General features: G+C 66.5%; 20 protein-coding genes. 13 read left to right on the top strand and 7 right to left on the bottom strand.

Going from position 1 to position 24,090, the window contains the following annotated elements:
- Positions 1–37: 37 nt before the first annotated feature.
- On the top strand, positions 38–1,237 hold the full coding sequence (gene lepB / locus B7R93_RS04715; RefSeq protein WP_103019668.1) for a signal peptidase I: 1,200 nt from the start codon (positions 38–40) through the stop codon (positions 1,235–1,237).
- A gap of 42 nt (positions 1,238–1,279) precedes the next feature.
- On the opposite strand, the gene B7R93_RS04710 is transcribed toward lepB, so the two are convergent.
- The 3 genes from B7R93_RS04710 to B7R93_RS04700 form a co-directional block, all read right to left on the bottom strand.
- The gene (locus B7R93_RS04710; protein ID WP_103019667.1) at positions 1,280–2,257 is read right to left on the bottom strand and encodes a L,D-transpeptidase; all 978 of its coding nucleotides are present in this window, start codon (positions 2,255–2,257) and stop codon (positions 1,280–1,282) included.
- A gap of 81 nt (positions 2,258–2,338) precedes the next feature.
- Positions 2,339–3,388 carry a potassium channel family protein gene (locus B7R93_RS04705; protein WP_232798017.1) on the bottom strand — a complete coding sequence of 350 codons (1,050 nt, stop codon included), beginning with the start codon at positions 3,386–3,388 and terminating at the stop codon, positions 2,339–2,341.
- Between the two features lie 117 nt (positions 3,389–3,505).
- On the bottom strand, positions 3,506–4,021 hold the full coding sequence (locus B7R93_RS04700; protein ID WP_103019665.1) for a hypothetical protein: 516 nt from the start codon (positions 4,019–4,021) through the stop codon (positions 3,506–3,508).
- A gap of 244 nt (positions 4,022–4,265) precedes the next feature.
- Between B7R93_RS04700 and B7R93_RS04695 the strand changes: the two genes are divergently transcribed.
- Together B7R93_RS04695 and B7R93_RS04690 are read left to right on the top strand one after the other, a co-directional pair.
- Positions 4,266–5,048: a DoxX family membrane protein gene (locus B7R93_RS04695; protein WP_103019664.1), complete on the top strand. Its 783-nt coding sequence runs from the start codon at positions 4,266–4,268 to the stop codon at positions 5,046–5,048.
- Positions 5,049–5,155: 107 nt separating this feature from the next.
- Positions 5,156–6,346, top strand: a complete 1,191-nt coding sequence (locus B7R93_RS04690; RefSeq protein WP_232798016.1) for a patatin-like phospholipase family protein — start codon at positions 5,156–5,158, stop codon at positions 6,344–6,346.
- On the opposite strand, the gene B7R93_RS04685 is transcribed toward B7R93_RS04690, so the two are convergent.
- On the bottom strand, positions 6,316–6,825 hold the full coding sequence (locus tag B7R93_RS04685; protein ID WP_103019662.1) for a dihydrofolate reductase: 510 nt from the start codon (positions 6,823–6,825) through the stop codon (positions 6,316–6,318). The two genes, B7R93_RS04690 and B7R93_RS04685, sit on opposite strands and share 31 nt — an antisense overlap.
- A 443-nt stretch (positions 6,826–7,268) precedes the next feature.
- Between B7R93_RS04685 and B7R93_RS15190 the strand changes: the two genes are divergently transcribed.
- The gene (locus B7R93_RS15190) at positions 7,269–7,409 is read left to right on the top strand and encodes a hypothetical protein (protein WP_157942196.1); all 141 of its coding nucleotides are present in this window, start codon (positions 7,269–7,271) and stop codon (positions 7,407–7,409) included.
- A gap of 358 nt (positions 7,410–7,767) precedes the next feature.
- Here B7R93_RS15190 and B7R93_RS04675 read toward each other — a convergent pair whose 3' ends face one another.
- Positions 7,768–9,195 (bottom strand): amidase, encoded by a 1,428-nt coding sequence (locus B7R93_RS04675; protein WP_232798015.1) that lies wholly within the window; start codon positions 9,193–9,195, stop codon positions 7,768–7,770.
- 901 nt (positions 9,196–10,096) lie between these two features.
- Here B7R93_RS04675 and B7R93_RS04670 point away from each other — a divergent pair.
- From B7R93_RS04670 to B7R93_RS04655, 4 genes are all read left to right on the top strand, one after another.
- The gene (locus B7R93_RS04670) at positions 10,097–11,182 is read left to right on the top strand and encodes a sensor histidine kinase (protein ID WP_103019660.1); all 1,086 of its coding nucleotides are present in this window, start codon (positions 10,097–10,099) and stop codon (positions 11,180–11,182) included.
- A gap of 70 nt (positions 11,183–11,252) precedes the next feature.
- A complete protein-coding gene (locus B7R93_RS04665) occupies positions 11,253–12,002 on the top strand; it encodes a LytR/AlgR family response regulator transcription factor (protein ID WP_103019659.1) in 750 nt (249 codons plus the stop codon).
- A 272-nt stretch (positions 12,003–12,274) separates the two neighbouring features.
- Entirely contained in the window at positions 12,275–15,223 is a 2,949-nt protein-coding gene (locus B7R93_RS04660) for a BamA/TamA family outer membrane protein (RefSeq protein WP_103019658.1), read from the top strand.
- A gap of 135 nt (positions 15,224–15,358) precedes the next feature.
- Complete coding sequence (locus B7R93_RS04655; RefSeq protein ID WP_103019657.1) at positions 15,359–16,618, top strand: OprO/OprP family phosphate-selective porin; 1,260 nt, start codon at positions 15,359–15,361, stop codon at positions 16,616–16,618.
- 243 nt (positions 16,619–16,861) lie between these two features.
- Here the strand turns inward: B7R93_RS04655 and B7R93_RS04650 are convergent, their stop codons facing one another.
- Positions 16,862–17,746, bottom strand: a complete 885-nt coding sequence (locus tag B7R93_RS04650; protein WP_103019656.1) for a thymidylate synthase — start codon at positions 17,744–17,746, stop codon at positions 16,862–16,864.
- A gap of 248 nt (positions 17,747–17,994) precedes the next feature.
- Here B7R93_RS04650 and B7R93_RS04645 point away from each other — a divergent pair, with 248 nt between their 5' ends.
- Positions 17,995–18,282 (top strand): hypothetical protein, encoded by a 288-nt coding sequence (locus tag B7R93_RS04645; protein ID WP_103019655.1) that lies wholly within the window; start codon positions 17,995–17,997, stop codon positions 18,280–18,282.
- Between the two features lie 71 nt (positions 18,283–18,353).
- Here B7R93_RS04645 and apaG read toward each other — a convergent pair whose 3' ends face one another.
- Positions 18,354–18,737: a Co2+/Mg2+ efflux protein ApaG gene (gene apaG / locus B7R93_RS04640; protein ID WP_103019654.1), complete on the bottom strand. Its 384-nt coding sequence runs from the start codon at positions 18,735–18,737 to the stop codon at positions 18,354–18,356.
- A 268-nt stretch (positions 18,738–19,005) separates the two neighbouring features.
- Here apaG and B7R93_RS04635 point away from each other — a divergent pair, with 268 nt between their 5' ends.
- From B7R93_RS04635 to B7R93_RS04620, 4 genes are all read left to right on the top strand, one after another.
- The gene (locus B7R93_RS04635; RefSeq protein ID WP_103019653.1) at positions 19,006–19,764 is read left to right on the top strand and encodes a phosphoadenylyl-sulfate reductase; all 759 of its coding nucleotides are present in this window, start codon (positions 19,006–19,008) and stop codon (positions 19,762–19,764) included.
- Positions 19,765–19,919: 155 nt separating this feature from the next.
- Positions 19,920–21,818: a 2-oxoacid:acceptor oxidoreductase subunit alpha gene (locus B7R93_RS04630; RefSeq protein WP_103019652.1), complete on the top strand. Its 1,899-nt coding sequence runs from the start codon at positions 19,920–19,922 to the stop codon at positions 21,816–21,818.
- Positions 21,819–21,947: 129 nt separating this feature from the next.
- Positions 21,948–23,312 (top strand): 2-oxoacid:ferredoxin oxidoreductase subunit beta, encoded by a 1,365-nt coding sequence (locus B7R93_RS04625; protein WP_103019651.1) that lies wholly within the window; start codon positions 21,948–21,950, stop codon positions 23,310–23,312.
- A gap of 336 nt (positions 23,313–23,648) precedes the next feature.
- On the top strand, positions 23,649–24,059 hold the full coding sequence (locus tag B7R93_RS04620) for a DoxX family protein (protein WP_103019650.1): 411 nt from the start codon (positions 23,649–23,651) through the stop codon (positions 24,057–24,059).
- Positions 24,060–24,090 lie beyond the last annotated feature (31 nt).

Below are 24,090 nucleotides of genomic sequence, written 5' to 3'. Positions count from 1 at the left end.
CACTCCACCCTTCTCCTTTCTCCACCTACACACCAGCATGTCGACCGACGATTCGAGCCGGGACGCCGAACCGCGCAAGAGTGAGCTTCGACAGTGGGGCGAGTCCCTCGTCGTGGCCGTCATCATCGTCCTCATTGTGCGGTCGCTTCTGTTCGACCTCTTCCGCATTCCCACGCCCTCGATGGAAGAGAACCTGCTCGTGGGGGACTACCTCGCCGTGTCGAAGCTGCACTACGGGCCCCGGACGCCCGTCTCGCTGGGCATTCCGCTCACGTCCATTCACCTTCCGGGCGTCACGTTTCCGTACCACCGCCTGCCCGGGTTCGCCGAGGTGCAACGGGGAGACCCAATTGTCTTCAACTACCCGCCGGACGATGAGCCGATCGACCGCAAGGTGCACTACGTGAAGCGCGTCATCGGCATGCCCGGCGACACGCTCTCGGTGCAGAGCAAGCTCGTACACATCAACGGGGCCTCCCTGCCCCTGGGCCGCGGCATGCAGCAGTACTGGACCGTCACCAAGAGCGATGCGCGCTACCAGATTCCTCGGGGCCGCATGGAGGAGATGGGCATCAGCGAGGTGCGGCGAACCGATCGGGCCGAGACGGTGCGTGTGCTGGCGACGCCCCAGGGAGCCCGGCAAATCCGCGAGCGGTCGTGGGTGCGCTCCATCGAGCCCTACGTTCTCAACAGCGACGAGTACGGCGAGCTCATGTACCCGTCCGGACAGGGGTACACGCCGGACAACTACGGGCCCGTCCACATTCCCCAGAAGGGGGAGACCGTGGAGCTAACGGCCCAGAACTGGGATCTCTACCGGCCCGTCATCACGCGCTACGAGGGCCACGCCGCCCGGCAGATGACCGACTCTACCTTTGCCATCGATGGGGCACGCACGACCACGTACACGTTTCGGCAGGACTACTTCTTTGCGATGGGGGACAACCGGGACAACTCGCAGGACAGCCGGTTCTGGGGCTTCGTGCCCATGGATCACGTTGTGGGGAAGGCCGTCCTCACGTACTTCTCGTGGGACCACGAGGCGTGGCTCCCGCGCTTCGGGCGCATCATGCGACCCATTGCGGACGACGAGGTGTTTCGTGAGCAGCCGGTCGTAGACCAGCGTCCCGACGCACAAACGGCCGGTCTCCCCCGCGCCGACTCGTCCTCCCCCGTCCAGCCGCCGGTCGCAGCGGGGCCGCCGTCCCGCACGGAAACCCGTCGGGAGACGCCCTGACGTCCACACTTGGGCCCCACACTGGCCGGTGGGGGCTTCCCCTCAGCGAGCGGCGCGTTGCTCCCGGAGCCGGTCCCACATCTCTTGCTGGTTCGTGCCGGCCGGCACGTCGTAGGGATGCGTCGGAAGGTCGATGCGCTTCAGCACCGGATAGCGGGCCTTGTACTCGAACGGGCTCGGGGTGCCCTCCGGGTCGTCCCCCACGACGAGCACCATGGTGCCGGGCTCCAAGAGCTTGCCCTGCCCGGAAGAGGGGCCCATGTGTCCCTGCGTCGTCTGCCAGGGCTCGGCCCAGTCGTAAATCCACTTGGCGTCGATGTCGACGAGGCGCACGCAGCCATGGCTGGTGGGGCCGCCCGTGGGCATGGAGTACTGGTGGAGGTGAATGCCGCGGGCGGCGTGAAAATTGAAGACCCAGCGCATCGTCCACTCTTCGCCGGGCGGGCTCATTGTCGAGACGCGCTTCTTCTCTTTCCAGTTGAAGTTGAACCGGCCCGTGGGCGTGGCCGTCGAGTCGGGGTTGCCGGTGTTGACGATGCCCCAGCGCGCGAGCCGGCCGTACTCGTACGCGGCGAAGGCCTGCACCGTCTTGTGAATGACGAACAGCTTTTCGACGCGATGGGCCTCCGGGTAGTAGCGGGGGAACGGCGAGTAGGCCCGGAAGTCGAGACCAAACTCGGTGGGCACGACCAGCGTGTCGCCGAGGGGCGTGTTTTCGGTCGTCTGTCGGTTGAGCAACTCGACAAGCTGAGACCGTTTGCGGCCCGTCTCGGTGTCTCCGTCCCCGATGCGCTGGTAGAACCGATTGCGCGCCACCACGCTGTTGCCGCTCGGGGCGTCGAGCACGGCGTACTCGTAGTACACCTCGGGCAGGTCGTCGAGGTTGTCGGCCCGTCGTGCGAGAAGGCTCTCGAGGGCGTATTGGTCGAAGTACCCCTGCGCCGCGGCGGGCGAAGACAGACCCGTCGTGAGAAGAAACACGCCGAGGGCGGCCCAGAGAAACGTTCTGTACGTGCGCATCGTCGGTGGAGAGCTGTGTCGAAAAGGACAAGCTGTGTACCTGCGCCGCTCTGGTCCGTTTCTCGAAGACCAGGGCGGCGGCTACGGAAGACACACGCGTTCGCGAAGGGCGTCAATGATGTCGGTCTCCCCCAGCACGATAAGGATGTCCCCGGCGTCGATGCGTTCGGTGGGCGAGGGGTTAAACGTCATCGTGTCGGTGTCCGCGTCGATGATGCCAATGACGATCGCCTCGAACTCCTGCCGAAAGTTGCTCTCGGCTAGGGTTTTGCCGGCGAGGGGGGCGTTCTGGTGCACCTGCACCTCGTCGATCTGGCGGCTGAGTGCGCTGGTGTGAAGCACACGCTCCAGAAAGTGGTCGGTGTGGGGGCGCAGCACGACCTGGGCCATCCGGTCGGCGCCCACCTCACTCGGGGCAATCACCTTGTCGGCCCCGGCGTTGCGCAGCTTGCTCCGGTTGTCGTGGTCGATGGTACGGGCCAGGACGAAGAGATCCGGGTTCATCTCCCGGGCCGTGAGGGCCACGAAGACGTTGCTGCTGTCGTCGGGGAGGGCGAGAATCAGCCCGTGGGCCCGGTCGATGCCCGCGCTGCGGAGGGTCTCCTCGTTCTCGGCGTCGCCCCGCACGTGCAGGCGTTCGTCTTTGGAGAGCGACGCGGTAATCTCCTCGTCGATGTCCACGACCACCACCGACTTTCCCTCCTCAATGAGATCCTTGGTGAGCCGCTCCCCCACGCGCCCGTATCCGCAGACGATGTAGTGGTCCGAAAGCTCGTCGATTCGTTTCATGATGCGGCGTTCACGGAGGCGATCGCTGACGAGGAGAAGCTGGGCGGAGCGGACGGCCACGAAGCTGAGAATCCCGATGCCGGTAACCCCCAGGCCGAAGGTGAAAAACCGTCCTGCGTCCGAAAGAGGATTCACTTCCTGGAATCCGATTGTCGAGAGGGTGATGAACGTCATGTACAGCCCGTCGGCCGCCGACCATCCTTCGATCCCGACGTAGCCCGCCGTGCCGACGGCAAACAACGACAGGAGGGCAAAGCCCGCCAGGAAGACCTCACGGCGGGAGGGCTCCATGCGCGCGAGCCAAGAGATCAGGGCCTCCCAGGGCGTCCGGAAGAGGGCCATGAGGCAGTCGGGGGTGGGCGGAAAAACGAACGGAGAGGTCTGCAGCAGGGACTGCGGCGTGGGCCGTGCCTGCTGGGAGCCGGAGGGGGGATTCCGGAGCCTCGGTCTCGAGGGACGCTACGCCTCGGCCGGTGTGCCCAGCAGCTGGGCGTGCCACGACTCGTGGGCGGGCTGCTCGAACGCCCCGTCGCGAAGGGCGCCCAGGGACGTCAGGCTCGGATCGAACACGGGCGTCTCGGCGGTCACGACGCCGTCCGCCGCGTGCTGCTGGAAGGTGCGGCGGGAGACTGCAGCCACGGCCCCGTCGGGGGCGCGGTACAGAACGTGGAGCGAGGGCACCCAGTCGATCTCCAGGGAGGCAGCTGCGTCATCGACCGTGCGGGCCAGGTCGTCGATGCCGCAGCCCGAAATGTCGCCGCTTCCCCCCGGCGCGGCGGCGACGATGAGAAACCGGTCGTGAAGAACGACTGCGGCTCCGTCCACGGGGCGCTCGTGGGAGGTCCATCCCTCCGTGAACGCCGAGAGCCGATCGAGTAGGGCCGTCTGGGTGTCGTCGTCGAGCGGCGTGGCGGCCGCGTGGATCCAGAGACGGGCGTCGTTCGGAAGGGCGGAGAAGGCGGGCGGGTGGGCCATGTGGCGCGTGGCAGTGGGCAGAGAAGCATTGAGCGGGATTCTTGTAAGTCGGAAACGGTCATTTGTTTGTCGCTGGATCGAAAGCCGTCTCTCCGCACCACGGGGGACGAGGAACGAGGGCGTCTGCCCGCCGTCACATGTCATGTGAAGAAAAAAAGAACCGAAACGGACGTGGGGGCACATTCACAGATGTTTCCTGAGCAAAGTGTCGCTTTCGCTCCGCACAGAACCCTCCACGCCACTTATGACTCGCTACCGCGATCTTGTCGACTGGATCAACGAGCACCGGACGGTTGCCCTCGACCTGGTTCGCATCTACCTTGGTGTCGGGCTGTTCGTCCGTGGCGTGCTGTTTGCCTATGAGAGCCAGGGCGTGGAGGCCCTCGTGGACCTGTCCGCATTTTCGCTGGCCTCGGCGGCGCTCACTCATTACGTCACGTTCGCGCACCTGGTTGGTGGGCTTCTGCTAGCAGCAGGCCTCCTTACCCGGCTCGCGGCGCTCGTCCAGATCCCCATCCTTGCCGGGGCCGTCTTCCTGGTGCACCTGGAGCAGGGCCTCCTGACGGCCGATCAGTCCCTTGAGTTCTCGGCCCTTGTCTTTGTCCTCCTTGTGATCGTCTTTGTGTTCGGGCCGGGCGAGTGGGCCGCCGACTGCTACGTCTTTGAACGAGAGCCGGAGCTGCAGGACGAGCCCTCGGAGCTCTGGTGGCGGGACGACGACTTCGAGCAGAAGCCCGTCCCCGAGCCCGCCGGAGACGGGGGCGGAGTGGCCGTGGCGTCGGCTACGGGCACGAAGGAGGCCCTCGCCGAGCAGGTGAACAGTGAGCCCTGCGCGTGCGGATATGATCTCTCGCATCCCCGGGTGACGGCAGAGCCCCGGTACGGATGGAGCGCTGGGTTTTTCTTCATGCTTGGGGTGTCGGCGCCGGTAAAAGAAGTGGTCTTCTACTGCGAAGAGTGCGGTACGGTCATCGAGCGCACGAAAGACGCTGAAGTGCTCCGACGGCACCGCTGGCACACATCTTGAGCGTGGTACGGGCGGACACGGCGGAGGGCAAAGTGTCGTGGGCCCCGCCGCAGACATCCGGCTGTCCGGAAGTACACCTACACAACACATCCCTTTCAATGAGCGGAATGTCGTCCAGCGGCACGACGGACTCGGGCGCCAGCGGGTCGGAAGACGCCCCTGCGGCCCTCGTGCTGGGGGGCGGAGGCGCCCGGGCGGCCTACCAGACCGGCGTGCTGTGCTACGTCGGGGAGGCGTTCCCGTCGGCCTCCGTTCCGTTCATGACGGGGGTGTCGGCGGGCTCCATCAATGCCGCCCATCTCGCGGCCGACCCCGGCCCGTGGAAGGACCGTACGGCGCGGCTCACGAGCTACTGGGAGGACCTGACGGCGGATGATGTGTTTGCGCCGCGTTCCCTCTGGACAATTGCGCGGTCGATTCTGTGGGGAACCCCGAACAGAACGCAGACGCTCCTGGACACGGCGCCCCTCCGCGCCTACCTCGACCGGCGGCTCCCCACGGATGCGAAGGGACGGCTCACGGGCGTGGCCGACAACCTGGAGGCAGACCGCCTGGAGGGCCTCGCCATCACCACGTCCAACTACGCCACGCTCCAGACGGTGACGTGGGTGCAAGGGTGTTCGATGCAAGACTGGAACCGCCCCAACCGGATTGGGCGCCGGGCGACTCTCAGCCTCGATCACGTGATGGCCTCCACGGCCCTGCCGATGGTGTTTCCGGCCGTCCGTTTGGAGGACGCCTGGTACGGGGACGGTGGCCTCCGCATGCTCGACCCGCTCGCCCCCGCCATTCACCTCGGGGCGGACCGTCTCTTCGTCGTCTCCACCCGCTATGAGCGGTCCCAGGCAGAGGCCAACCGGGCGGCCCGCACGCCGGCCTACCCGTCGCCCTTCCAGATGATGGGCATCCTTGCCAACGTGCTCCTGCTCGATGTGCTGGAGCACGACGCCGCCGTGCTGCGTCGCATCAACCGGCTCGTGCGCCGGCTGCGCCCGGAGCAGCGTGACCCGCTCCGGCCCGTCGACCTGCTCGTCCTGCGACCGTCCGTCGACCTCGGGGCCCTGGCGGGCGATTACCGGATGGACCTCGGGGGGGCCATGGGGGCCCTTCTGTCCGCCGTGCAGTGGCGTGGGGACCCGCCGCCCGACTGGTGGAGCATGCTGCTCTTCCACCCCGATTACCTGGACCGCCTCCTTGAGATTGGCTACAACGACGCACGGCGCCAGCACGACCGCATCGAGGCCTTCTTTGCACGAGAACCGGTGGATCAGTCGGCGTCCGTGTCTGCCCGCTCGTAGGTGACAAACCGAAAGCCGTCCCGCGCGTCCACGGCGGTTTCTTCAAATACGTCCCCGACGAGGTGCTCGAAGGGAGGAAAGTAGGTGTCGCCCTCGTATGCGCCCTCCACCAGGGTCAGCTCCAGCCGGTCGGCGTGGGGGAGGAACTGCTCGTAGACGGACTCGCCCCCGCCAATGAAGACGGTCTCCTCGTCGGCCAGGGCGTCCAGCGCGGCGTCAACGGACGCGTGGGTCTCGACCGCGGGATACTCTTCGTAGCCGTCCTGTGTGGTGAGAACCACCATTTTCCGGTCGGGCAGCGGGCCGCCGAACTGGTGCACAATGGAGTCGAATGTGCGTCGGCCCATCAAGAGGGGATGCCCGGTGGTGAGTCGCTTGAAGCGCTGAAGGTCCTCCGGGATGTGCCAGGGGAGGTCCTTGTCTTTGCCGATGACGCGATTCTCCTCGGCGACGGCGGCGATGATGACGAGTTCGGGCATGAAGGGAAGAGGGAAGGGCGAGGGTGCAGAAAAGAGCGGACACGCGTGGCCGTCTACTCGCATGAACGGTCACACGCCCGTGCGCAAGTGCGCGGAGAGGGATGCGGCAGCCGCCCCACGGATTGGGACTGGACGGGGAGGCGTGGTCACGGTTTCGGTTCTCTCCTGGCCTTTGGGCAGATCCGGCACGTCTTCAACATGCGGCAGCCGGCGTCCGGTGTGCTCTCGAATGAGGAGCCGCGCACTCGCGACGGCTCTCCGTCCTTTGCGCTGCGGTGATATGCGCAAAGATCCTCGGTATCTGGTATAGGTTGCAGAGGTCCTCGACCTTGCGTGGATCGCCTCTCGATCACTCTCGTCTTCACCAACCGTCGCCGCTTTAATCGAAAGTGAACGCCAAGCGCGTCTAGAATGCGCTGTGTGCCACACGTCGTGATACCTCCATGCTCGTTCTGCTCCTCTCGGGACACCTGCTGGAGGGATACATCGAGCTCGTCGGCAAGCCGGCTCAGGGACCAGCCCTTCGCGATACGCGCCCCGATGAGCCACCGCCCAATCCCGCGCAGGTCTTGAAGGCGCGATAGGCCCCCACGTCGCATCTGCTTGCAGGTCTCAATCTCCTCTCGGAGCTGGTTGCGAAACGAAATCATCGGCTCCAGGGCCCGCTCGACCTCCTCGTCCGAGAGGTCGATCCCTTCAAGCTGCTTACGCTGCTGTCGCAGCATGTCCTACGGTTGGTCGAACTTCTCCTGAGCGTTCTTGTGCCCGATGTCTGTGCGGATCATAACGCTGTGATTTGTGAGTGGAAGGGTGTCAGTGAGACTTCCCAGAGCTGTCCGTACATCGTCTCAGGAGTGCAGGTGACAACTCGCCACACAGTGCCGTGGTGGGGCGGCAATTCAAAACGGGCGGCGTCGGGGCTGCCCACACCGGCAGCAGCAATCACGCCCCCAGTGGGGCGGGGGACGAATCGTAGCTCAGTGCCGCGTCCAGGCGCCGTCCCGCCGCGAGCAGGGCCGCATCGGCCCCGCGCCGGGCGTGCACCTGGAGGCCGATGGGGCGGCCGTCCGAAGATCGGCCCGCCGGCAGCGTGAGGATGGGGTGGCCCGGGGCGGCCGTCGGGCAGTTGTAGGGCGCGATGGGGAGGGCGTAGGGCACCGAGACGCCCTCGATCTGGAGGTCGGCCCCGGTGCGGCGGTGCGGGAAGGCGGGGGTGGCGGCGACGGGTGTGATCCACAGGTCCCAGTCGTCGAAGAAGGCGTCGACGGTATTGGCGAGGGTCGCTCTGCGGTCGAGGACATTGAAGTACTCCCGCGGGCTGAGCTCAGCCCCTTCCGCCATGCGCCCGGCGAGGCTGCCGTATTGGGACCGCACGTAGCCGTGCCACACCAGCTGCCGGACCGGCGTGTGTCGGAGGGGAGCAGGGAGGCCGGCCGTAATCTCGAAGCCCTGGATGCGGGCCCAGGTGTCGAACGCGTCCTCGACGTCGAACGGGGCGGGGCGATGGGCCACGGAGCAGCCCGCGGTGCGCCACGCCTCAAGGGCGTCCCGGAGCACGCGCTGCGTGTCGGTGTCGACCGGCACCCCGCCCAGTTCGGGCGTGACGGCGATGCGCAAGGGGGCGGCGGCGGGCACGGGCACGTCGATTGGGGCCGCCGAGCCCGACAGGGCGGCCCATTCTAGTTGCAGGTCCGAGACGGTGCGGGCCATCGGGCCGGCCACGGCGATGTGGCGGACCGTCGCGGGCCGGGCGGGCGGCCGGATGCCGCGGAGGGGACCGTCTTCCGTAGGCCGCAGGCTGGCGACCCCACAGAAATGGGCCGGCACGCGGAGGGAGCCGCCCACGTCGGCCCCCAGCCCCAGCGGCGTGAAGCCCGCCGCCAGGGCGGCCGCGGAGCCCCCGGAGCTGCCCCCCGGCGTAGCGTCCAGCGCCCACGGGTTGTTCGCACGCCCGAACGTCGGGTTGTGGCACTGCCAGTCGTAGGCCGCAAACGGCAGGTTCGTCTTGCCGAGCAGGATGCCCCCGGCGGCCTTCAGCCGGGCCACCTGCGGGGCGTCCGCGTCGGGCACGAACCTGGTGTAGTGGGGCAGGGCGTACGTGGTGCGCAGGCCCGCCGTCGAGAACTGATCCTTGACGGTGAACGGGACGCCATGCAGCGGCCCCCACACCTCATCGCGGGACAGGGCCGCATCGGCGGCGTTCGCCCGGGCCCGCGCCCGCTCCACATCGAGTGTCACCACCGCATTGACGGCCGGATTCCAGCGCTCGATGCGATCGAGGTGTGCCTCCAAGACCTCGACGGCAGAGACGTCACGGGCGCGGATGCGGCGGGCCAGCTCGACGGCGGAGCAAGACGTGAGGGCGGGCACACTGTGGAGGGGACGAACAGACAACACTCGAACGTCTGCTCGTACGACGGGAGGGGGCGTGGGATTCAGAAGACAATCCGCCGCTCAAGGAACAAAAAAAGGGCCCGAAGGCCCCGGGTGAACTTCCCCGGAGCACGTCGGGGCCCCACCGCTCTGAAGGTCTGTGTGAACGATTCTGTGGGGGGAAGGACCGTTTTGCTGCGGATGCACTACCGCGTAGACGGCGAGGCCGATCCGTGCTGGAGCGAGGCAGCTCGCGCGATGGCATGAATGCCCTCCAGATCTGTCGCCTCACCGGTCGTGGGCCGATGCCGGACGGCAGGCCGAGATCGGTTTCCCGCCCCCGAGTTGGCGATATACATGGCTTGATGGTATCTATTGTATAGAGGCGTTCGGCCCGCTTGGCCTGCGCGTGGGGGGATGCGCGCTGCTTCAAGAGAAGACATCGCCGGCGACGGGGCGCGTTGGGTCGACCGCGACGATCCGGAGAGAGGTCGGTGCAGAGAGGGCGGCTGGGGGCCTTCCGCGAATGACATTGAAGATGTGCAGAGCGAAGTGGCGACCTTTTTTCCAAGCATACGTTCCGGCTCTGGTCAACGCAAGGCCCTTTTGACGAGCGGAGGCTACGTGTTGCAAACGGGCCGTGAGGCTGATGAGCGCAAAGGCCTCGGGCAGTCCTGCGCACCATGTTCCCTTGTGGCCGGAAGCAGGAGGGCGGATGGGTCGTGCATCGCAGTGCTCACTCGGCGAACCGTTGGCCAGTCGTCGAAGACGGCGGCCAGCCTTCACGAGACGCTGGCATGCTGACCTCGTCCCGTGGAATTGACGGCGCTCCGAACCTGACGGGCCGTCCGGTCCGTTTGTGCTCCTCCACGCTCACACTGATGACCTTCTCCCGACGATGGCTCGGAGATACGCCTACTGGCTTTGTCAGATCGGCGGGTGGACGGCGTACGCGGGGATGCGCATCACCCTCTCCTCCTTCTTCCAGACGGTCACCTGGGGGCGGGCCGCGTCGTACGTCGTCCTCATCGGGGCGGGGGTGCTGTACACCCACCTCTATCGGCGCCTCGCCAAGCGGCACGGATGGACGCAGATGTCGCTGGGGCAACTGGCACCGCGCGTGGTGGCCGCCACCCTGGTGGCCTCGGTTGTGTTGCACTTTACCATGGATACGATGGGGCGCTACGTCCTGGAGCTGGACTTCTACGAGGAGATCGACTCGGAGATGGGGGTGCTGCTGGCCTCGGTCGTGAACGGCTGGATTCTTTTGATGCTGTGGTCGCTCATCTACTTCGGCGTCCACTACTTCTGGAGCTACCGGAAGGCGGAGGTGGACAAGTGGAAGCTGGAGGCCCAGGCCGAGACGGCTCGGCTCAAGGCCCTGAAGCTGCAGCTGAACCCTCACTTCTTCTTCAACAGCCTCAACAGCGTGCGGGCCCTCATCGCCGAGGACCCCGACCGGGCCCAGCGCATGGTGACGCGCCTGGCGCGCCTGCTGCGAGGCACCCTCCAGGCCGACGACATGAAAACGGTGTCGCTGGAGGAAGAGCTGTCGACCGTGCGCACCTACCTGGAGCTCGAAAAGGTCCGGTTCGAAGACCGGCTCCGTCACCAGATTGAGGTGGACGACGAGGCGCGCTCCCACCCGGTCCCGTTCATGCTGGTGCAAACGCTCGTGGAGAACGGGATCAAGCACGGGGTGGCGTGCTGTCGAGGGGGCGGCGTCATTACAGTCCGCGCTGAGGTGGTGGACGAAGCCCTCCGCATTTGCGTGACCAACCCCGGCACCCTCGATACAGAGGAGGGCGGGACTGGGCTGGACAACGCACGCGAGCGGTTGGAACTGCTTTTTGGGGCGGAGGCGTCGCTGACTGTGGAAAACACGGGGGCCGAGACCGTCTCCGCCACCGCAATGCTCCCAATCCGGGTCGTCCCCGACCCGCCCGCGGCGCAGGAAGACGTCACGCTCGTGGCTCGCGGCTGACCGGAAAATGGAGGCCGGCCCCAATGGGCCGCACGCCCGCGCACTCCCACATCGTCCTGTAGCACCCGGCATGGCGCCTCGCTCATTGCTCCGCACCCTCATCGTCGACGACGAACGCCTGGCGCGCCGGGAGCTGCGGCGCCTGCTAGAGCCCCGTGGGGCGGTCACAGTGGTTGGGGCGGCCGCCACCGCCGAGGAGGCAGAGGCCGCCATCCACGAAGACGATCCGGACCTGCTCCTGCTCGATGTGCAAATGCCGGGCGGGGGCGGGTTCGACCTCCTGGAACGGCTTGACGCGGTTCCGCACGTCGTGTTTGTGACCGCCTACGACGAGTATGCCATCCGCGCCTTTGAAGTGAATGCGCTGGACTACCTCGTGAAGCCGGTGGAGCCGAAGCGGCTCGCGGAGGCGATCGGGACGGTACGAGAACGAGCCGCCGAACCCGTCCCGGAAGCGGTGGGTGGCGAGGCGTCCCGAGCGTCCCTCACGGCCGATGATCAGGTGTTCGTCAAGGATGGAGAGCAATGCTGGTTCGTGCAGCTGGCGGACGTGCGCCTGTTTGAAACGGCCGGCAACTACACGCGGCTCTACTTCGACGGCGAGGAGCCGCTTATCCACCGTTCCCTCAACTACCTCGAGGAACGACTTGACCCCGACCGCTTCTTCCGGGCCAGTCGCCAGCACATCTTCAACCTGCGGTGGGTTGAGGACGTGACGCCGGGGGCGAAGGACAAGCTGAAGGCCACGCTGGGGGACGGGACCGAGGTGGAGCTGTCACGCCGTCGGTCCCGGGCGTTCCGTGAGCAGTTGCGCCTATGAGTCCCTGGGGGCCGTATCGAGGTGCAGGGAGCAGGGGCGGGGCCGCCCGCTGCGTTGAGAAGCGAATGAGGGAATGGGGGAGGGCAAGACGGCCTCCCGACTCAGAGTCGGGATCATCCCGACCGAGCTCCTGCTTGTCCCTCATGGGCCCCTCGTGTGCCTCGTCTGACGTGACTCGTCCTTGCGGCTTTCCCCTGCGAGGACAGGTGCCGATGCGCCCTCCCATTGTGGCCCGCTTGCTAATCTCCCGCTCGCCCACGCCCAGACACGCGATGACGATCCGCACTGTCTTCTGCTGTCTTTTGCTCCTCGGGGGCGTGACGCTCCCCGGGCAGGCCCAGAGCTTCAGCACGGTGACCGGCCGCAACCACCCCGAGATTGACTGGCGCGTGGCGGCAACGGAGCATTTTGAAATCATGCACCCTGCGCGCCTCGACGACATTGCCGCCGAGGCCGCACCGATTGCGGAGGCCACCTACGACACCCTGTCGGCCACCCTCGACGTGACGTTCGACGAGCGGATCCGCGTGTACTTGAGTGACCAGGACGCCCTCGTGAATGGCTTTGCGGTGCCGTTTGGGACCGGATACACCGACATCTGGGTGAACACGAACGACTGGGCGCGTGCCTTCACCGGCCCCTCCCCGTGGCTGCGCCTCGTGCTGGCCCACGAACTGACGCACCTCTTTCACTACGAGGCCGTCCGGACGGACCTGGGACTCTGGGCCTTCGCCCTCGGCGGCTCGTTCCCACGGGTCTGGACCGAAGGGCTCGCGCAGTACCAGGCTGAGACCTGGAACGCCCAGCGGGGTGAGCGCTGGCTCCGCGCCGCCGTCCTCGACGATGCCCTCGCCTACGACGACGGCCGGTCGCTCCGGAACGGACAGCTCCTGTACGCTTCTGGCCACAGTCAGGTGCGCTACTTCGCCCAGCAGCACGGCGACTCGACGCTCACGGACCTGCTCCACCACAAGAGGGACGCGCTGTTCGGCCTCGCGAAGGTGCATGACTTCGAGGATGCCTTCCAGGCGACCGTCGGGCAGTCCTACGAGGCATTTTACGAGCAATGGCGGCGCGACGTGAACGTCTACTACAACACGCTCGCCGGCCAGCTCGAAACGCTCGACTCGCTCCGGACCGACACGCTGAACGTGCCCGGGCAGTACGTAGAAGATCTCGCGTACAGCCCCGATACGTCGCGTGTCGCCGTGCTCTCCCGCCTGTCCTCGGAGCATCCGGTGCAACGGCTACACGTGATCGACCGCTCGTCGGGCAGGATCAAAGACGTGGCGGAGGGGGCCATTGAGCCGTCCGTGGCGTGGCATCCCGACGGAACGCGAATCGCCTTCAGCCGGCAGACGCGGGCCGCCCACGGGTCGCTCGCGGACGATCTGTTCGTGGTTGGTGCCGATGGAGACAACGAGCGGCGCCTCACCTACGGCCGCCGCACGTCGGCGCCTACGTATGGGCCGGACGGCAAGCGCCTCGCGTTCGTCGCGACGGCGGACGGCACGGCCGACGTACACGTGCGAACCGAGGCGACGGGGCGCACCCGTCGAGTTACCAACCACGAGGACGACACACAGATCACGGGCCTTCAGTGGCACCCGTCTCGGGACACCCTGGCCTTCGCCCGGATTGCGGAGGGAGAGCGCGAGCTCGTCGTCTACGACCTGAACACCGGCGCGTCCGCGGCCGTCACCGATCCGGCCTCCGATGAGCGGCGGCCGATCTGGAGCCCTGACGGTGCCCAGCTGGCGTACACCTCGCTCCGCGACGGCGTCCCCAATGCCTTCGTGTACGACCTGCCGACCGACACGCACCGCCGCGCCACCCGCCTCGTCCGGGGCGCCACCGTTCACGACTGGGTGCCGGTCGACTCGTCCTTCCGAACCAATGCCGCCGAGTCTGCGGCGGATGAGGCCCTCGTCACCTCCACGACCCTCACGAAGGCGCGCGACGGCGCCTTTCGGATTCCCGCGAATCGCACGGCCCGGGCCGCCGAGCCCTCGGTGCCGGGGCCGTATGCCGACTGGACCACGACCAAGCCGCCCCGCACCATTCCGCGACAGATGGATCCAGACCCGTCGCTCATCGAGGCTCGATCGGCGTACGATGCCCTCTCCAACCTCACGCATCGGGCCTCGCTGGGGCTGCCCTACTACTCGTCGACCAATGACTTTGGCATTGCGGGGGGGACGTCCTGGACCGAGCCCCTAGGGAAACATACGCTCAACGCGGTCGGACGCCTCTCCTTCCCAGAACCGGGGACGAAAAGCGAGGGGGTGGCGTCGTATCTGAACCGGCAACTGGCTCCCACGCTCGGACTCACAGTGTTCAGCGCGTCGTCATCGGCCCGCATCTACGGCAACGACCTGCTCGTGGAGGACCGGACGGGGGGCGACCTCACGGCGCGGTGGCCGCTCGACTGGCGGGTGCGTCCATACGTCTCCACGTCCGTGTCGGCCCGGCTGCGCTACGCCGACCTTGACCCGCTCGACCGCGGCGACTTCACGTCGCTCGGCCCTCTCTCACCGCCCCAGGCCGGCCAGCAGGCGAGCCTGCGCCTTCAGTTTACGCGTCGCAAGCGGCCCCCGTACCGGCACGCGCTCGTGCATCCGCTGGACGGATGGGGCCTCCGGCTCCGTGCCACCGGTGCGGCCGAGGTGCTGGGCGGCGACACCTCGTTTCTGCGCGGCGACGTGGCGGGGTACTCGGTGCTCCCGAGCGTCGGGGCGCATCGCCTCTCCCTCTATGGACGGCTACAGGCCCAGACCGGGGCGTCGTTTCCTCAGGACTACGTCGGTCTCTCGCGCTACGACGCGGTCGACCTGCCCCTGCCGGGCACCGTGCCGTTTTCGTTGGGGAATGCCGAGCGGGTGCGCGGCTACCGACGGTACGTGTTGGGCAACCGGGTGGCCTTTGGGCGCGCCGAGTACCGGATGCCTCTCGCCTCCAGTTTGCGGACGGACGTGCTCGGGCTCGTCGCCCTCGGGCACACGACGCTCTCGGCGTTCGTGGACGGGGGAATGGTATGGCGGAACGCAGACCTACGGGGCGGTGTGCAGCAGCTCGGAACGGGCGCAGAGGTGAAAAACGCCCTGCGCCTGTTCGGCGTGCGCGTCGGGCATGCCCTGGGGGTGGCACAGCCCGCCGCCGAACTCGGGACGCGTGACGGTGTGCACCTCTACTACCGCGTGCAGACGGCATTTCCATTTTAACACTGAGTCGTCCTTGAAATTTTTTGTTCTGTGTACAGACGCGGACGGGCAACATTCTCGGACGCGGCCGATAGGTTCGGTTAACAGTTTCGTAACCTCACTGTCGCTGTCTGACCTTTCGGTTTGCCGTTTTCCATGACTGCCGCCCAATCCCGTCTGCTCGTCGTCTTTCTCACAGCGATGGGGCTCGTCGGATTCGGACACGAAGGGAGAGCACAGACGGTCGCTGAGCCAGGGGCAAGTGGGGCGGTGCAGGTCGGCGAAGAGGGCTTTCGAGTGGCCTCCGAGGACGGCGCGTTTGCGCTTCGCATGCGGGGCGATCTCTACGCCGACGCGCGCTTCTTCCTGGAGCAGACGGCCCCGCCCGGGGCGGAGGGGTTTCTCCTTCGGCGCGTGCGGCCCCGGTTTCAGGGGCGCGTGTACGATCGGTTTGCGTTCAGCATCCGGAGCGACTTTGGGACCGGGGGTCCCGAGATCGACGATGCGTTTGTCGAGGCGCGGTTCGCCCCGGCCCTGACCCTGCGCATGGGGCGGTTCAAGGTGCCGGTGGGGCTGGAGACCCTGTCGTCCACGACCGGCCTCATGCACGTGGAACGGGGCTTCCCGGCGGGCCTGGTGCCGGGGCGGGACGTGGGCATCTCGCTGTCCGGCACCGTGGGGACGGAGCGGCTGCGGTATGCGGTTGGGCTTTTCAACGGGACTCCGGGCGCGTCGGAGCCGGGGGCCGACGTCGACGACGCAAAGGAGGGGGTCGGGCGGCTCTTTGCGACGCCGTTTGCGGGAACAGGCGGGGGGCTCGAGGGACTCGGCGTTGGGGTGGCCGGCACGGTGGGAACGGTGACGGGCACAGAGGCAACGCCGGCGCTCACGGGACTGAGCACGACCGGCCGGCAGTCGTTTTTCGGATACCGGGATGGGGTGCGGGCCGACGGGCGGCGGTGGCGGCTGGCCCCCCAGGCCCGGTTCTACACCGGTCCGGTGGAGCTGCTGGGGGAGTACACACTGACGACTGAGGCGGTACGGCACGGGCCGGCGACGGAAACACTCACACACCGTGCGTGGCAGGCCAGTGCCGCCGTGGTGGTGACAGGAGAGAAGGCCCGAGAGGGGACGGTGGCGCCGCGCGACCCGTTTGGGGCCGAGCGCGGAACGGGGGCGATCGAGCTGGGCGCGCGCCTCCACGGCGCAACCCTCGACGACGAGGCGTTCCCGACGTTCGCAAGCCCCACCGCGGCGTCCCAGGCCACCGCCTGGGGGCTTACCGTCAGCTGGTACCCCAACGCTCTGGTGCGCTTCATGCTAGGGGTGGAGCGCACCTGGTTCGAGGCCGCCGGGGGGGCGTCTCCCCCCGACGCTGAGACCCTGGTCCTCACGCGAATGCAGATTGCATTCTAAGAACCTGTGTTGATTTTGGATCGGATGGGGGGAGCGAGCATCGATGAGCCGAACATCGGCGCATGGTCGAGGGCTGTCGTGGTGCGCCCTGAGCGCCAGCGAAGCGACGCGAAGCTAGTGCCGCCGTGCAGTGAAGTGCTTTCAGGGTGCTACCGCCTGAGATCGGAGGCGATTTGCAGGCCCTCACTGCCGCTCGGAGCCCCGAGACAGAAATTGAAACAGGTTCTAAGGGCGGCTTGGTTGCTACACGGCGATTGGTGCCGTTAGTGCCGGGTGGTGCTCGTAGTTTTCGAGGGAGACATCCTCCGCGGCATGGTCGAAGATCGAGTCGCGCTCCTGGAGGTGAAGCGTTGGGCGACTGTACGGCTCGCGGCCGAGCTGCTCCTTCACCTGGTCCGTGTGGTTGAGGTAGATGTGGCAGTCCCCGCCTGAAAAGATCAGTTCGTGGGGCACCAGGTCGGCCTGCTGGGCCAGCATGTGCGTGAGCAGGGCGTAGCTGGCGATGTTGAACGGCAGGCCGAGGAAGCTGTCGACCGAGCGCTGCTGCCACATCAGCGACAGCCGCCCGTCGCCCGGTGTCCCGTCCACGACACACTGGAAGGCGTAGTGGCAGGGCGGAAGCGCGGCGTCCTTGATCTGGGCGGGGTGCCAGGCGCTCACGAGATGGCGACGCGAGTGCGGCTGCTCGCGGAGCCCTTCCACGAGCCGCTCAATCTGATCCACGCGGCGCCCCGGCCCTTCGAAGTCGCGCCATTGCTTGCCGTACACCGGCCCGAGGTCGCCCCACCGCTCGGCAAAGGCGTCGTCCCCGACGATGCGCTCTTCGAAGTCTTCCTGCGAGATGTCGGTGCCCGTTTCTTCGCGGTATCGCTGCAGGGGCCAGTCCGTCCAGATCGACACGCCGGCCCGCACCAGGGACTGGATGTTGGTCTCGCCCCGCAGGAACCAGAGCAGCTCTTCCGTCACGCCCCGCATCCAGACCCGCTTCGTGGTGAGTAGCGGGAAGCCCTCGGACAGGTCCACCCGCAGCTGGCGCCCGAACACGCGAATGGTGCCCGTGCCGGTGCGGTCCGCGTGCCGCGTGCCGTGGTCGAGAATGTCCTGAAGGTAGTTGAGGTAGCGCTGCATGGGGGCACGGGGGCGCGGGTGGGGAGCATGAGTGAGCGAAGAACACTTCCGTGCGGTTCTATACGCGGCGGCTAGGGTGCAGGTTGTGGATTGCAAGAGGGGGCGAAAGTCAATCGCCGACACGAGCCGTACGGGCCGGCTTCGGGCCCGACGAGAACCGGGGCGTGCACGCTCCCCCGCGGGAACGTGGCGCCAAGCCCCCTCGTTGACCGCGTCCACTCGGTATTTTCGGATGATGCCGCTTCGACATGGCCAACATTGACTCCGACATCCCCGAGAACAAGCACCTCAAGCAGGCGGTCAACCACCTTGGGAAGGTGCTCGACTACGCCCCCATGGTGGCCGAGGGGCGTGACGCCACAGTGCACCTCACGCCGGAGGACTGGCAGGTGGTGGCCGACGCGCTGTTCAACATGAGTGCGCCGGACGATGTCTTCCCGGACGCGATTACGGACTACGGCCTCGCCAACGAAAACCAGACGATCACGCTTACGACCGAGGAGTACGACATCGAGATTGAGGTCGTGGCCAGTTGACTGCGCCGGAAAGGGGCAAGGTTTGAAGGTCGAAAGCCCCACTGTTTCACCTTCAACGTGCCCCCTTCAACCTAATTCGCGGCGGCGTGCAGGGGAAAGGGAGGCACCGACACGCGAAACTGCTCCCCGTCGGCCCGCTGGACGAGGTAGTTGCCCTGCACAGTTCCGTTGAATGATTCGATCCTGCACGATCCGTCGTGGACGTGCATGTCCCCGGGGGCGATCACTGGGTGGGGACGAAGCGTGCCGTCGCCGGTCAGGTCCTGTCGGCTGCCATTGCTCTCCTCGATGATCCACCGGCGCCGGAGCAGTTGGACCTCGTTTGCGCTGTCGTTTTCGATCCGGATGGCATATCCGAACGCAAACTCACGCTCCAGAAGATCGGACGGCTCGTCCAGATAAATGGGACGCACGGTGACCGTGATGCCGCGTGTGGTGGAGGCGTAGCTAATCATAGATGGCGTCAAGGACCATTTCCGGAAAAAGCCGAGCCAAGTCAGAGGGTCACAACAACGAGGGAGGCCTCGAAAAACACACGGCCACATTGTTACCGGCCAGCAAAGAAATGTGCAATGGAGGCCCTCTGGATTTCATAGAACTGCTTGTGCGTGCCTGGGGGGTTGATGACCATCACGCCAGCCCCTTGTTTTGAACGGTACTGGCGCAAATTGGGTGCCATTCCCGGTGTTCTTGCTCTGTGTCAACGGTCTCCTGCCTGCCGCGATGGCCTTTTCCTCCGACGACGGTGCGTCTGCCTGGTCGAGCTCGCGGCTCGCGGCCCTGAACGCGCAGTTTGAACCCCATGGCCCGAGGCCCATTCTCAACTGGGCCGCGCACACTTTCGGCGATGACCTCGCGCAGGGAACGGGATTCGGCCCGTCGGGGATCGTCATCATGCACATGCTGGCCGACCTTCGGCCCGGCACGACGGTCTTCTACCTCGACACTGACCTGCTCTTCCCGGAGACCTATGAGCTGTCCGATGACCTGGACGAGCGGCTCGATGTGAACGTGACGCGCGTCCACGGGGGGCTCTCGCTCGACGAGCAGGCCGAGCAGGAAGGGGGGGAGCTCTGGAACCGAAATCCGAATCGCTGCTGTTTCCTCCGCAAAGTGAAGCCGCTCCAGAACTTCCTGGACGACCGCCGGGCCTGGATTACCGGCGTCCGGCGCGATCAATCCGAGCGCCGCGCCGACACCGACATCCTGTCGTGGGAAGGGCAGTACGGGGTGTTCAAAATCAACCCGCTGGCCAACTGGACGCAGAAGAAGGTGTGGAAGTACCTCTTTGAGCACGACCTGCCCTACAATCCGAAGCACGATCAGGGCTACCCCAGCCTCGGCTGCGTGCCGTGCACCGAGCCGGTGGACCAGGCCGACGGCTACTCGCGAGAGGGCCGCTGGGGCGACCGGGACAAAACGGAATGCGGGCTCCACACGTCGCCCGACGAGGATGAGGAGGCGCACGCGCCAGGGTCGTAACCGGCAGAGGCGACCTCGACCGGCGCGTCCTGGCGGCGTGAACCCCCATTGAAAGCAGCGGAGCGGAGACCCTGTGTGCACCCCCGCCCCTGAACCTCTAGGGAGGGGCCCCCGTTGCAATGGCCGCCAATTTAGAATGGATCTAAGCGATACGAATGAGCGCGCCCAGCGACACGACGGACACGAAGGAAATTCCCGAGGCCACAGTTCTCTTTGCCGGGGACTCGGGGGACGGAATGCAGATTACCGGGTCACAATTCACCCTTGCTTCTGCCTACGCCCAAAACGACCTGGCCACGCTGCCGGACTATCCCGCCGAGATTCGGGCCCCGGCGGGCACCACCTTCGGCGTAAGTGCCTTTCAGCTCCACTTCGGCGCCGAGGAGGTACGCACACCGGGCGAAAAGGTGGATCTGCTCGTGGCCATGAACGCGGCGGCGCTGAAGGTGCACCTGCACCGCGTGCGACCGGGCGGCACCATTATTGTCAACACCAATGCCTTCGAGGAACAGGACCTCACGAAGGCCGACCTCGATTACAACCCGCTTACGGACGGCACGCTGGACGATTACCGGGTGCAGGAAGTGCCGCTCACCGACATCACCCGGAAGGCCTTGTCGGACACCGACCTGTCGCTGCAGAAGGTCGACCGGTCGAAAAACATGTTCGCCCTTGGGCTGGCCCTCTGGATGTACTCCCGGCCGGTTGAGCCCGCCCAGGAGTGGATCCGAGAGAAGTTTGGGGACAAGCCGGCGATTCGAGATGCGAACCTAAAGGTCCTCGAAAAAGGATTTCACTACGGAGAAACCGTCGACGCCATTGGGACGCGGTACGAGGTCAACGCGGCCGCGATGACGCCCGGCACCTACCGGGCGGTGCGGGGGGCAGAGGCGCTGGCCCTGGGGCTGGTGGCCGCGAGTGTGAAGAGCGACCTCCGCCTCTTCTACGGCTCCTACCCCATCACGCCGGCGTCGGACATCCTCCACGAGCTGAGTGAGCACAAGAATTTCGGGGTCATCACCTTTCAGGCCGAAGACGAGATTGCGGCCGCGACCTCGGCGCTCGGGGCCAGCTTTGGGGGCGACCTCGGCGTGTGCGCCACCTCCGGCCCCGGCGTGGCCCTCAAGACGGAGACGATCGGGCTCGGTGTCATGACGGAGCTGCCGCTCGTCATCATCGACATGCAGCGCGGCGGGCCCTCTACCGGACTGCCCACCAAGCCGGAGCAGGGCGACCTGCTGCAGGCCGTGTACGGCCGCAACGGGGAGGCGCCGCTCCCGGTGCTCGCCGCCACCTCGCCGGGCGACTGCTTCCACACCGCCTACGAGGCGTGTCGCATCGCTACCAAATACCGCACGCCCGTCATCCTGCTGGCCGACGGCTACCTCGGCAACGGCTCGGAGGCATGGCGCATCCCCGATACCGACGCGCTCCCGGCGTTCAACGTCGAGTTCGAGACGGAGGCCACCGAGCGCACGATGCACAAGGACCAGGACGGCAACGACCAGTTCCTGCCCTACGTGCGCGACCCGGAGACGCTGGCCCGCGCCTGGGCCCGTCCCGGCACGCCCGACCTGGAGCACCGCCTCGGCGGATTGGAGAAAGAGCACCAGACGGGCGATGTCTCCTACGACGCTGAGAATCACCAGAAGATGGTGGAGGTGCGGGCGCAGAAGGTGCAGAACGTGACGCAGGACATTCCCCCGACGCAAGTGTCCGGGCCGGCCGACGGCGACCTGCTCGTGGTCGGGTGGGGCTCCACGAAGGGGGCGATCGAGGAAGCCACCGAGCGCGCAAGGGAGCAGAATCTGCGCGTTGGCAGCGTCGTCCTCCGCCACGTCTGGCCCCTGCCGGCAGACCTCGGGGATGTACTCGGCCGCTTCGACCACGTCCTCGTCCCCGAGCTCAACAATGGACAGCTCATTCGCGTCCTGCGCGACCAGTACCCCCGCTGTGGCTTCGCGCCCCTCCACAAGATCCAGGGCCGACCGTTCCGGGCCGAAGAAATTCTAGAGGAGGCGACGGCCCTGCTGAGTGAGCCGACACCGGCGTAGGATTGTGTATTTCGCACTGCGTGTTTCGCATTGCGCGTCTTGTCAGGCAGTGATCCGATTCACAACGTGCGATACGCGATACGCTGCTAAAGGAAATGGACCCCGTTGACGGAACCACCCTCCCGATCCATGAGCACCGACCCCCCCGACACCAGCCCAAACGGTCAGATGCCCGACGGCACCAAAAAACCGGACCGGCCCCCCGGCCTTGCCGACGGGAGCGACGCGTCGGCCCCGAATGCGTCCGACGAAGAGGCAACGCCCAGCACGAAGAAGCCTGATCTTCCCCCGGGCCTTGGTGGTGAGAGCGAGGAATCGGAGGCCCCGGGCACGAAGAAGCCGGCCGGCCCGCCCGGGGCCAAGAAGCCCGCCGGGCCGCCCTCTCCCGGTGGCGACGACGCTGATGACAACGGCCCTACGCTTCCGCCCGGGTATGGCGGGGATGGGGCGGGTGAGGCGCTGTCCCGCGAAGACTTTCAGTCGGACCAGGAGGTGCGCTGGTGTCCCGGCTGTGGCGACTACGCCATCCTGTCGACCGTGCAGCGTCTGCTGCCGGACCTGGGGGTGGACAAAGAGAACGTTGTGTTCATCAGCGGCATCGGGTGCGCCGGGCGCTTCCCGTACTACATGGACACGTACGGCATGCACAGCATCCACGGGCGGGCCCCGGCCGTGGCCACAGGGCTCAAGATGAGCAATCCGGAGCTGGACGTGTGGGTCGTGACCGGCGACGGCGACGCGCTGTCCATCGGCGGCAACCACCTGATCCATGTCTTCCGCCGCAACCTCGACACACAGATCCTCCTCTTCAACAACGAAATCTACGGCCTCACGAAGGGCCAGTACAGCCCCACGTCCAATGAGGGGACCGTGTCGAAGAGCACGCCCTACGGCTCTGTCGATCGGCCCTTCAATCCCGTGTCCGTCGCCCTGGGGGCCGACGCCTCCTTCGTGGCGCGCACCATGGACCGCGATCCGCAGCACATGAAGGCCATGATGCGGGCCGCCCACGAGCATGACGGCACTGGCTTCCTGGAGATCTACCAAAACTGCAACATCTTCAACGACGGGGCCTTCTTCGAATTTACCGAGCGGGAGACGAAGGACGAGCGCGCCCTCTTCCTGGAGCACGGCGAGCCGATGACGTTCGCCAACGGGACGAGGGGCATCCGGCTCGACACCCTCCAGCCGGAGGTGGTCGACCTGGAGCACGGCGACTGGTCGGCCGACGACTGCCTCGTGCACGACGAGACCGCGCCGGAGCTTGCCACCATCCTCGGCCGCATGTCGTGGCAGGACGACGACGGCGACCCGATTCCCCGCCTGGACGAGACCGGCACACAGCTGCCCCGCCCGTTCGGCGTGATCCACCGGACGGAGCGGCCCACGTACGCGGAGCGCGTGCACCAACAAATCGACGCCGTCACGGCAGAGCAGGGCGAGGGCGACCTCGATGCGCTGCTCCGCTCGGGGGAGACCTGGACGATCGAGTAGGCCGCGCTCCGTTGTATCCTGGACGATTCTTTGGCGTGTGGGGAGGCATCTCCCTCGAGGTTGTCCCGGGTCCCGAACGCAGGGCAATCGCACCTTTGCGACCGGAGCTGTTTGCACGGTTCGGTAGAGGCGGAAACTCGGTTCCCCCACGTTCCCTCATTCTCCCGTGCATTCCTGGCTTTTCCCCTGCGATCAGCGGCAGCGCAGCCTTCATCACTCGACGAACCTTTCAACATGCAAGTGCCCTGGTCCAGAACGACGCCGCTCGACAAACCGCCCGCCGTTTTCTATACTTGAGGCGGGTTCATCTAGCCTTTCCAAACCGCTTGTCGAGTCATGATCTGGACACACTTGAGTAAATTCCGTGACCTGGGCCTGCTTCTTCTCCGTGCTACGTTTGGCCTGTACATGGCCGTCGGCCACGGGTGGGGAAAGATCGTCGGCGGGCCCGAGCAGTGGGCGGGGCTGGGCGGCACGATGGAGCTCTTTGGGCTCGGATTCGCTCCTACCTTTTGGGGGTTCATGGCTGCCCTCGCCGAGTTCGCGGGGGCCTTGCTTGTTGCGCTCGGGCTGCTGACGCGCCCGGCGGCCCTCCTCCTCGTACTCAACATGGCCGTGGCTGCGACGGCCCACCTCACCGGCGCCATCGACGGCAGTCCCGAAAGGGCCCTCCTGTACGCGTTTGTGTTCCTGAGCCTCGTCTTTGTGGGGCCGGGGAAATACAGCGTCGATGAGCTTGCGGGCTGACGTCCGCCCGGGTCGGCACGGCTGGCGTAGC

Source organism: Salinibacter altiplanensis, assembly GCF_002894645.1.
In the GTDB taxonomy this organism is placed as follows: domain Bacteria; phylum Bacteroidota; class Rhodothermia; order Rhodothermales; family Salinibacteraceae; genus Salinibacter; species Salinibacter altiplanensis.
This window is presented reverse-complemented; position numbering and strand designations above follow the sequence as displayed.

Excerpts from the sequence above, each read along its gene's own strand:
- lepB (WP_103019668.1), top strand. The coding sequence starts at position 38 with ATGTCGACCGACGATTCGAGCCGGGACGCCGAACCGCGCAAGAGTGAG.
- B7R93_RS04710 (WP_103019667.1), bottom strand. The coding sequence starts at position 2,257 with ATGCGCACGTACAGAACGTTTCTCTGGGCCGCCCTCGGCGTGTTTCTT.
- B7R93_RS04705 (WP_232798017.1), bottom strand. The coding sequence starts at position 3,388 with ATGGCCCTCTTCCGGACGCCCTGGGAGGCCCTGATCTCTTGGCTCGCG.
- B7R93_RS04700 (WP_103019665.1), bottom strand. The coding sequence starts at position 4,021 with ATGGCCCACCCGCCCGCCTTCTCCGCCCTTCCGAACGACGCCCGTCTC.
- B7R93_RS04695 (WP_103019664.1), top strand. The coding sequence starts at position 4,266 with ATGACTCGCTACCGCGATCTTGTCGACTGGATCAACGAGCACCGGACG.
- B7R93_RS04690 (WP_232798016.1), top strand. The coding sequence starts at position 5,156 with ATGTCGTCCAGCGGCACGACGGACTCGGGCGCCAGCGGGTCGGAAGAC.
- B7R93_RS04685 (WP_103019662.1), bottom strand. The coding sequence starts at position 6,825 with ATGCCCGAACTCGTCATCATCGCCGCCGTCGCCGAGGAGAATCGCGTC.
- B7R93_RS15190 (WP_157942196.1), top strand. The coding sequence starts at position 7,269 with ATGCTCGTTCTGCTCCTCTCGGGACACCTGCTGGAGGGATACATCGAG.
- B7R93_RS04670 (WP_103019660.1), top strand. The coding sequence starts at position 10,097 with ATGGCTCGGAGATACGCCTACTGGCTTTGTCAGATCGGCGGGTGGACG.
- B7R93_RS04665 (WP_103019659.1), top strand. The coding sequence starts at position 11,253 with ATGGCGCCTCGCTCATTGCTCCGCACCCTCATCGTCGACGACGAACGC.
- B7R93_RS04660 (WP_103019658.1), top strand. The coding sequence starts at position 12,275 with ATGACGATCCGCACTGTCTTCTGCTGTCTTTTGCTCCTCGGGGGCGTG.
- B7R93_RS04655 (WP_103019657.1), top strand. The coding sequence starts at position 15,359 with ATGACTGCCGCCCAATCCCGTCTGCTCGTCGTCTTTCTCACAGCGATG.
- B7R93_RS04650 (WP_103019656.1), bottom strand. The coding sequence starts at position 17,746 with ATGCAGCGCTACCTCAACTACCTTCAGGACATTCTCGACCACGGCACG.
- B7R93_RS04645 (WP_103019655.1), top strand. The coding sequence starts at position 17,995 with ATGGCCAACATTGACTCCGACATCCCCGAGAACAAGCACCTCAAGCAG.
- apaG (WP_103019654.1), bottom strand. The coding sequence starts at position 18,737 with ATGATTAGCTACGCCTCCACCACACGCGGCATCACGGTCACCGTGCGT.
- B7R93_RS04635 (WP_103019653.1), top strand. The coding sequence starts at position 19,006 with ATGGCCTTTTCCTCCGACGACGGTGCGTCTGCCTGGTCGAGCTCGCGG.
- B7R93_RS04630 (WP_103019652.1), top strand. The coding sequence starts at position 19,920 with ATGAGCGCGCCCAGCGACACGACGGACACGAAGGAAATTCCCGAGGCC.
- B7R93_RS04625 (WP_103019651.1), top strand. The coding sequence starts at position 21,948 with ATGAGCACCGACCCCCCCGACACCAGCCCAAACGGTCAGATGCCCGAC.
- B7R93_RS04620 (WP_103019650.1), top strand. The coding sequence starts at position 23,649 with ATGATCTGGACACACTTGAGTAAATTCCGTGACCTGGGCCTGCTTCTT.